Here is an 8,632-nt window from a genome sequence, read left to right on the forward strand (position 1 = left end):
CGGTATGCGTGTAGAGAGTCCGAGCCCTCGGAAGGACCCCCTCTTGGCCGCCTCGCGCACTGCCTCGACTGCCAATTCGAACAACGGCGCCAGCACTGCCCCGCTGCGTATCTCTTTTGCGAAGATCAAGGAGCCCCTCGAGGTTCCGAACCTTCTCGCGCTCCAGACCGAGAGCTTTGACTGGCTGCTCGGCAATGACGCCTGGAAGGCTCGCGTCGAGGCCGCGCTGGACAGTGGACAGGACGTCCCCACCAAGTCCGGTCTGGAAGAGATCTTCGAGGAGATCTCGCCGATCGAGGACTTCTCCGGGTCGATGTCGCTGACCTTCCGCGACCACCGCTTCGAGCCCCCGAAGAACTCCATCGACGAGTGCAAGGAGCGCGACTTCACCTACGCTGCTCCGCTCTTCGTCACCGCTGAGTTCACGAACAACGAGACCGGTGAGATCAAGTCCCAGACGGTCTTCATGGGCGACTTCCCGCTCATGACCGACAAGGGCACCTTCGTGATCAACGGCACCGAGCGTGTCGTCGTCACGCAGCTCGTCCGCTCGCCGGGTGTCTACTTCGACAGCTCCATCGACAAGACGTCCGACAAGGACATCTACTCCGCCAAGATCATCCCGTCCCGGGGTGCCTGGCTGGAGATGGAGATCGACAAGCGCGACATGGTCGGTGTGCGCATCGACCGCAAGCGTAAGCAGTCCGTGACCGTACTGCTCAAGGCGCTCGGCTGGACCACCGAGCAGATCCTCGAGGAGTTCGGCCAGTACGAGTCGATGCGCGCCACCCTGGAGAAGGACCACACCCAGGGGCAGGACGACGCGCTGCTGGACATCTACCGCAAGCTGCGTCCGGGCGAGCCGCCGACGCGCGAGGCCGCGCAGACGCTGCTGGAGAACCTCTACTTCAACCCGAAGCGCTACGACCTGGCCAAGGTCGGCCGGTACAAGGTCAACAAGAAGCTCGGCGGTGACGAGCCGCTGGACTCCGGCGTGCTGACCAACGCCGACATCATCGCCACGATCAAGTACCTGGTGAAGCTGCACGCCGGCGAGACCGAGTCGCAGTCCGCCGAGGGCGACACGATCGTCATCGAGACCGACGACATCGACCACTTCGGCAACCGCCGTCTGCGCAACGTCGGCGAGCTGATCCAGAACCAGGTCCGTACGGGTCTGGCGCGTATGGAGCGGGTCGTCCGGGAGCGGATGACGACGCAGGACGTCGAGGCGATCACGCCGCAGACGCTGATCAACATCCGGCCGGTCGTCGCCTCCATCAAGGAGTTCTTCGGCACCAGCCAGCTGTCGCAGTTCATGGACCAGACGAACCCGATCTCGGGTCTCACCCACAAGCGCCGCCTCAACGCGCTGGGCCCGGGTGGTCTGAGCCGTGAGCGGGCCGGCTTCGAGGTCCGTGACGTGCACCCCTCGCACTACGGCCGGATGTGCCCGATCGAGACGCCGGAAGGACCGAACATCGGTCTGATCGGCTCGCTCGCCTCGTACGGCCGCGTGAACCCGTTCGGCTTCGTCGAGACGCCGTACCGGAAGGTGGTCGACGGCGTCGTCACCGACGAGGTGCACTACCTCACCGCCGACGAAGAGGACCGCTTCGTCATCGCCCAGGCGAACGCGCCGCTCACCGAGGAGATGCGGTTCGCCGAGGACCGGGTGCTGGTCCGCCGCCGTGGCGGCGAGGTCGACCTGATCCCGGGCGACGACGTGGACTACATGGACGTCTCACCGCGCCAGATGGTGTCGGTGGCCACGGCCATGATTCCGTTCCTGGAGCACGACGACGCCAACCGCGCGCTGATGGGGTCGAACATGATGCGGCAGGCCGTGCCGCTCATCAAGGCCGAGGCGCCGCTGGTCGGCACCGGTATGGAGTACCGCTGCGCGGTCGACGCCGGTGACGTCATCAAGGCCGAGAAGGACGGTGTCGTCCAGGAGGTCTCCGCGGACTACATCACGGTGGCCAACGACGACGGCACTTACACCACCTACCGGGTCGCCAAGTTCACCCGCTCCAACCAGGGCACCTCCTTCAACCAGAAGGTGCTGGTGGACGAGGGTGCCCGCGTCGTGGAGGGCCAGGTGCTGGCCGACGGCCCGTCCACCGACGAAGGTGAGATGGCGCTCGGCAAGAACCTGCTCGTGGCCTTCATGCCGTGGGAGGGCTACAACTACGAGGACGCGATCATCCTGTCCCAGCGGCTGGTGCAGGACGATGTCCTCTCCTCGATCCACATCGAGGAGCACGAGGTCGACGCCCGCGACACCAAGCTGGGCCCCGAGGAGATCACCCGGGACATCCCGAACGTCTCCGAAGAGGTGCTGGCCGACCTCGACGAGCGCGGCATCATCCGCATCGGCGCCGAGGTCGAGGCGGGCGACATCCTGGTCGGCAAGGTCACCCCGAAGGGTGAGACCGAGCTGACCCCCGAGGAGCGGCTGCTCCGCGCGATCTTCGGTGAGAAGGCGCGCGAGGTCCGTGACACCTCGCTGAAGGTGCCGCACGGCGAGACCGGCAAGGTCATCGGCGTCCGCGTCTTCGACCGGGAGGAGGGCGACGAGCTGCCTCCGGGCGTCAACCAGCTGGTGCGCGTCTACGTCGCCCAGAAGCGCAAGATCACTGACGGTGACAAGCTCGCGGGCCGGCACGGCAACAAGGGCGTCATCTCGAAGATCCTGCCGGTCGAGGACATGCCGTTCCTGGAGGACGGCACCCCGGTCGACGTGATCCTCAACCCGCTGGGCGTCCCCTCCCGGATGAACCCCGGCCAGGTCCTGGAGATCCACCTGGGCTGGCTGGCCTCCCAGGGCTGGAAGGTCGAGGGCTCCGAGGAGTGGATGCAGCGCCTGCAGGCGATCGGCGCGGACGACGTGGCGCCGAAGACCAACGTGGCGACGCCGGTCTTCGACGGTGCCCGCGAGGACGAGATCGCCGGTCTGTTCGAGTCCACGCTGCCGAACCGGGACGGCGACCGTATGGTCCAGCCCTCCGGCAAGGCCCAGCTGTTCGACGGCCGCTCGGGCGAGCCGTTCCCGGACCCGATCTCGGTCGGCTACATGTACATCCTCAAGCTGCACCACCTGGTCGATGACAAGCTGCACGCGCGCTCGACCGGTCCGTACAGCATGATCACCCAGCAGCCGCTGGGTGGTAAGGCCCAGTTCGGTGGCCAGCGCTTCGGCGAGATGGAGGTGTGGGCCCTGGAGGCGTACGGCGCCGCGTACGCACTGCAGGAGCTGCTGACCATCAAGTCCGACGACGTCACCGGCCGCGTGAAGGTCTACGAGGCCATCGTCAAGGGCGAGAACATCCCCGAGCCGGGCATCCCCGAGTCCTTCAAGGTGCTCATCAAGGAGATGCAGTCGCTCTGCCTCAACGTGGAGGTGCTGTCCTCGGACGGCATGTCGATCGAGATGCGCGACACCGACGAGGACGTCTTCCGCGCTGCGGAGGAGCTCGGAATCGACCTGTCCCGGCGCGAGCCGAGCAGCGTCGAAGAGGTCTGACGGAGTCGGCCGGGGTGCACACCCCGCGTACGCCCCGGCCAGCCCCGCGACCCGTTCAGACCATTGACATACGACCCTGAGAGGGATTGACGAGAGTGCTCGACGTCAACTTCTTCGACGAACTGCGAATCGGCCTTGCCACCGCTGACGACATCCGTCAGTGGTCGCACGGCGAGGTCAAGAAGCCGGAGACCATCAACTACCGCACCCTCAAGCCCGAGAAGGACGGACTCTTCTGCGAGAAGATCTTCGGTCCGACCCGGGACTGGGAGTGCTACTGCGGCAAGTACAAGCGCGTCCGCTTCAAGGGCATCATCTGTGAGCGCTGTGGCGTCGAGGTGACCCGCGCCAAGGTGCGCCGTGAGCGGATGGGCCACATCGAGCTTGCCGCTCCCGTGACCCACATCTGGTACTTCAAGGGTGTTCCCTCCCGCCTGGGCTACCTGCTCGACCTGGCGCCCAAGGACCTGGAGAAGGTCATCTACTTCGCGGCGTACATGATCACGTACGTCGACGAGGAGCGCCGCACCCGCGACCTGCCCTCCCTGGAGGCGCACGTCGGTGTGGAGCGCCAGCAGATCGAGCAGCGCCGCGACGCCGACCTGGAAGCCCGCGCCAAGAAGCAGGAGAGCGACCTGGCCGAGCTGGAGGCCGAGGGCGCCAAGGCGGATGTGCGCCGCAAGGTGCGCGAGGGCGCCGAGCGCGAGATGAAGCAGATCCGCGACCGCGCCCAGCGTGAGCTGGACCGGCTGGACGAGGTCTGGAACCGCTTCAAGAACCTCAAGGTGCAGGACCTGGAGGGCGACGAGCTGCTCTACCGCGAGCTGCGCGACCGCTTCGGGACCTACTTCGACGGCTCCATGGGCGCTGCCGCGCTGCAGAAGCGCCTGGAGACCTTCGACCTGGACGAGGAGGCGGAGCGGCTCCGCGAGATCATCCGTACCGGCAAGGGCCAGAAGAAGACCCGTGCGCTGAAGCGGCTGAAGGTCGTCTCCGCGTTCCTGCAGACCAGCAACAGCCCCAAGGGCATGGTGCTCGACTGCGTGCCGGTGATCCCGCCGGACCTGCGTCCGATGGTGCAGCTGGACGGTGGCCGCTTCGCGACCTCCGACCTGAACGACCTGTACCGCCGGGTCATCAACCGCAACAACCGTCTCAAGAGGCTCCTGGACCTCGGTGCCCCGGAGATCATCGTCAACAACGAGAAGCGCATGCTTCAGGAGGCTGTTGACGCCCTCTTCGACAACGGCCGTCGCGGCCGTCCGGTTACCGGTCCCGGCAACCGTCCGCTGAAGTCCCTCAGCGACATGCTCAAGGGCAAGCAGGGCCGCTTCCGGCAGAACCTGCTGGGTAAGCGCGTCGACTACTCGGCCCGTTCCGTGATCGTCGTCGGCCCGCAGCTCAAGCTGCACCAGTGCGGTCTGCCCAAGGCGATGGCGCTGGAGCTGTTCAAGCCGTTCGTGATGAAGCGGCTGGTGGACCTCAACCACGCGCAGAACATCAAGAGCGCCAAGCGGATGGTCGAGCGCGGCCGCACGGTCGTCTACGACGTGCTGGAAGAGGTCATCGCCGAGCACCCGGTTCTGCTGAACCGTGCGCCCACGCTGCACCGCCTCGGCATCCAGGCGTTCGAGCCGCAGCTGGTCGAGGGCAAGGCCATTCAGATCCACCCGCTCGTGTGCACCGCGTTCAACGCGGACTTCGACGGTGACCAGATGGCCGTGCACCTGCCGCTGTCCGCCGAGGCGCAGGCCGAGGCCCGCATCCTGATGCTGTCCTCGAACAACATCCTCAAGCCGGCCGACGGCCGGCCGGTGACGATGCCGACGCAGGACATGGTCCTGGGTCTGTTCTTCCTCACCACGGACGAGGAGCAGCGCGTCACCAAGGGCGACGGCCGCTCGTTCAACTCCACCGCGGAAGCGATCATGGCGTTCGACGCCGGGGAGCTGTCGCTCCAGGCGAAGATCGACATCCGCTTCCCGGCCGGCACCACCCCGCCGCTGGGCTGGACCCCGCCGGCGCCGGAGGAGGGCGAGCCCGAGTGGCAGCCCGGTGACCCGTTCCGGCTGCGGACCTCGCTGGGCCGTGCGCTCTTCAACGAGCTGCTGCCCGAGGAGTACCCGTTCGTCGACTACACGGTGGGCAAGAAGCAGCTCTCCCAGATCGTCAACGACCTGGCCGAGCGCTACCCCAAGGTCGTCGTCGCCGCGGCGCTCGACAACCTGAAGTCGGCCGGTTACTACTGGGCGACCCGTTCGGGTGTGACCATCGCGATCACGGACGTTGTCGTCCCGGACGCCAAGCCGGAGATCATCGCCGGTTACGAGGCGCAGGACGAGAAGGTCCAGAAGCAGTACGAGCGCGGTCTGATCACTAAGGACGAGCGCACGCAGGAGCTCATCGCCATTTGGACCAAGGCGACCAACGAGGTCTCCGAGGCGATGAACGAGAACTTCCCGAAGACGAACCCGATCTTCATGATGGTGGACTCGGGCGCCCGAGGGAACATGATGCAGATGCGTCAGATCGCCGGTATGCGTGGTCTGGTGTCGAACGCGAAGAACGAGACCATCCCGCGGCCCATTAAGGCGTCGTTCCGTGAGGGTCTCTCCGTGCTGGAGTACTTCATCTCCACGCACGGTGCCCGTAAGGGTCTCGCCGACACAGCCCTGCGTACCGCGGACTCGGGTTACCTCACCCGTCGTCTGGTCGACGTCTCGCAGGACGTCATCATCCGCGAGGAGGACTGCGGCACCGACCGCGGCCTCAAGCTGCGGATCGCCTCCAAGGGCGAGGACGGCGTGCTGCGCAAGGCGGAGGACGTCGAGACCAGCGTGTACGCGCGCTGCCTCGCCGAGGACATCGTCGTGGACGGCATGGTGCTGGCCCCGGCCGGCACCGACCTGGGCGACGTGCTCATCGACGAGCTGGTCCGGCACGGTGTGGAGATCGTCAAGACGCGGTCGATCCTCACCTGCGAGTCGCACGTGGGCACTTGCGCCATGTGCTACGGCCGCTCGCTGGCCACCGGCAAGCTGGTCGACATCGGCGAGGCCGTCGGCATCATCGCGGCCCAGTCGATCGGTGAGCCCGGCACCCAGCTGACGATGCGTACCTTCCACACCGGTGGTGTGGCAGGTGACGACATCACCCAGGGTCTGCCGCGTGTGGTCGAGCTGTTCGAGGCCCGTACGCCCAAGGGCGTCGCGCCGATCTCCGAGTCGGCCGGCCGGGTCCGTATCGAGGAGACGGAGAAGACCAAGAAGGTCATCGTCACCCCCGACGACGGCTCGGACGAGACCTCCTACAGCGTCTCCAAGCGCGCCCGGCTGCTGGTGGGCGAGGGCGACCACGTCGCCGTCGGCCAGAAGCTGACCGTCGGTACAGAGAACCCGCACGACGTGCTCCGTATCCTCGGCCAGCGCGCGGTCCAGGTGCACCTGGTGGGCGAGGTCCAGAAGGTCTACAACTCGCAGGGTGTGTCGATCCACGACAAGCACATCGAGATCATCATCCGGCAGATGCTGCGCCGCGTGACGATCATCGAGTCCGGCGACGCCGAGCTGCTGCCGGGCGAGCTGGTGGAGCGCACCAAGTTCGAGGGTGAGAACCGGCGCGTGGTGCAGGAGGGCGGCCACCCGGCCTCCGGCCGTCCGCAGCTGATGGGTATCACCAAGGCGTCGCTGGCCACCGAGTCGTGGCTGTCGGCGGCGTCCTTCCAGGAGACGACCAGGGTTCTGACCGACGCGGCGATCAACGCCAAGTCGGACTCCCTGATCGGCCTCAAGGAGAACGTCATCATCGGTAAGCTCATCCCGGCCGGTACGGGCCTGTCCCGCTACCGCAACATCCGGGTCGAGCCCACCGAGGAGGCGAAGGCAGCGATGTACTCGGCCGTCGGTTACGACGACATCGACTACTCGCCCTTCGGCACCGGCTCCGGCCAGGCGGTCCCGCTGGAGGACTACGACTACGGGCCGTACAACGCCTGAGTCGGCCTGCGCCTGAGTGCGCGAGCCTTCTGAGAAGGGCGGCCACCCCGCACGGGTGGCCGCCCTTCGGCGTATTACCGGACGGTTGCGCCACCACCGGGTCAGCTCCGGGGCTCCAGATACGGCCGCAGGTGATGCAGCCGGACGTGGTATGGAGGGTGGGTGTCCAGGAGCCGGGCGAGCGTGCCCCGCTGGTCCGGCGGGAGACCGCTGGCCGGGGTCAGGGCCGCCGTGCCGTACTGGCCCTGGGCGGGCTGGGCCACGGGCATGCTCTGGCGCAGCACCTCGGCGAGCATCGGAGCGAATCCGAGCGCCGCTGCCTGCTGGTCGGCGCGCAGTTCGGACCGACGGCCCACCGCTGCCAGCAGGTAAGGGACGGCGGGTATCAGCAGCGGCAGCCCGTACAGGGTGGCGATCGTGGCCCAGGCTAGCCCGGTGAACAGCACCAACAGGACGATCCCGCAGATGAGGCCGGCGAAGGGGAAGGCCCTCAGCACCCCATACAGCACAGCCCCGCACAGGCGCAGCAATGCCCGACACAGGCGCAGCGCGGCGTGACCCGGCAGCGAGTACCAGTAGCCCAGCAGCGAAGACCACGCGTGGCCGCCGACGTGGTGGCCCAGCTCGTGCGCGAGCACGGCGGCGAGTTGGCCGGAGGGGATGCGGTGCAGTGCGAAGCTCGTCACACCGACGATGTGCCCCGCGGCGGCGACGGCGTTGAGATCGCGGCTGTCCTCCACCCACAGCTGGTAGTTGCGGCCGTCGACGCCTGCCCGGGCCGTCACCTCCCGCCACACCGGTTCCAACCGGGCGTGTTCCTCCGGCGTCGGGTAGCGCAGCCGCAAGAGCCAGCGAGCCAGCACCGACTCGGTGGGCCGGTGGAACACCAGCGCCCCACTGGCCAGCCAGGCCAGCAGGAGCAGGAACCACAGCTCCCCGAGCAGCAGCGAGATCAGCAGGACGGCAACCAGGCTGCACAGTACGTGCGGGATGTAGAGCAGCAGTCCGCCGACCGCGGTGGCGTCCATGCCGCGCTGGTGCGCGGCTACGTGGATGCGGCGCTGGGCGAACTCCATTTCGTGGGGGTGCGGTTGCTGGGACGGGTCGGGTG

At 67.2% G+C, this 8,632-nt stretch carries 3 protein-coding genes; 2 read left to right on the forward strand and 1 reads right to left on the reverse strand.

The features are described 5' to 3' along the window. Positions 1 to 43 precede the first annotated feature (43 nt). Together rpoB and ITI46_RS06830 are read left to right on the forward strand one after the other, a co-directional pair. Positions 44 to 3,526: a DNA-directed RNA polymerase subunit beta gene (rpoB, locus tag ITI46_RS06825; protein WP_209238486.1), complete on the forward strand. Its 3,483-nt coding sequence runs from the start codon at positions 44 to 46 to the stop codon at positions 3,524 to 3,526. 95 nt (positions 3,527 to 3,621) lie between these two features. Continuing rightward, positions 3,622 to 7,521: a DNA-directed RNA polymerase subunit beta' gene (locus ITI46_RS06830; protein WP_209238487.1), complete on the forward strand. Its 3,900-nt coding sequence runs from the start codon at positions 3,622 to 3,624 to the stop codon at positions 7,519 to 7,521. Positions 7,522 to 7,622: 101 nt separating this feature from the next. On the opposite strand, the gene ITI46_RS06835 is transcribed toward ITI46_RS06830, so the two are convergent. Beyond that, a partial coding sequence (locus ITI46_RS06835; RefSeq protein WP_247745574.1) for a M48 family metalloprotease occupies positions 7,623 to 8,632 on the reverse strand: 1,010 nt, incomplete at its 5' end.

The organism is Streptomyces oryzae, assembly GCF_017676365.1.
GTDB lineage: Bacteria > Actinomycetota > Actinomycetes > Streptomycetales > Streptomycetaceae > Streptomyces > Streptomyces oryzae.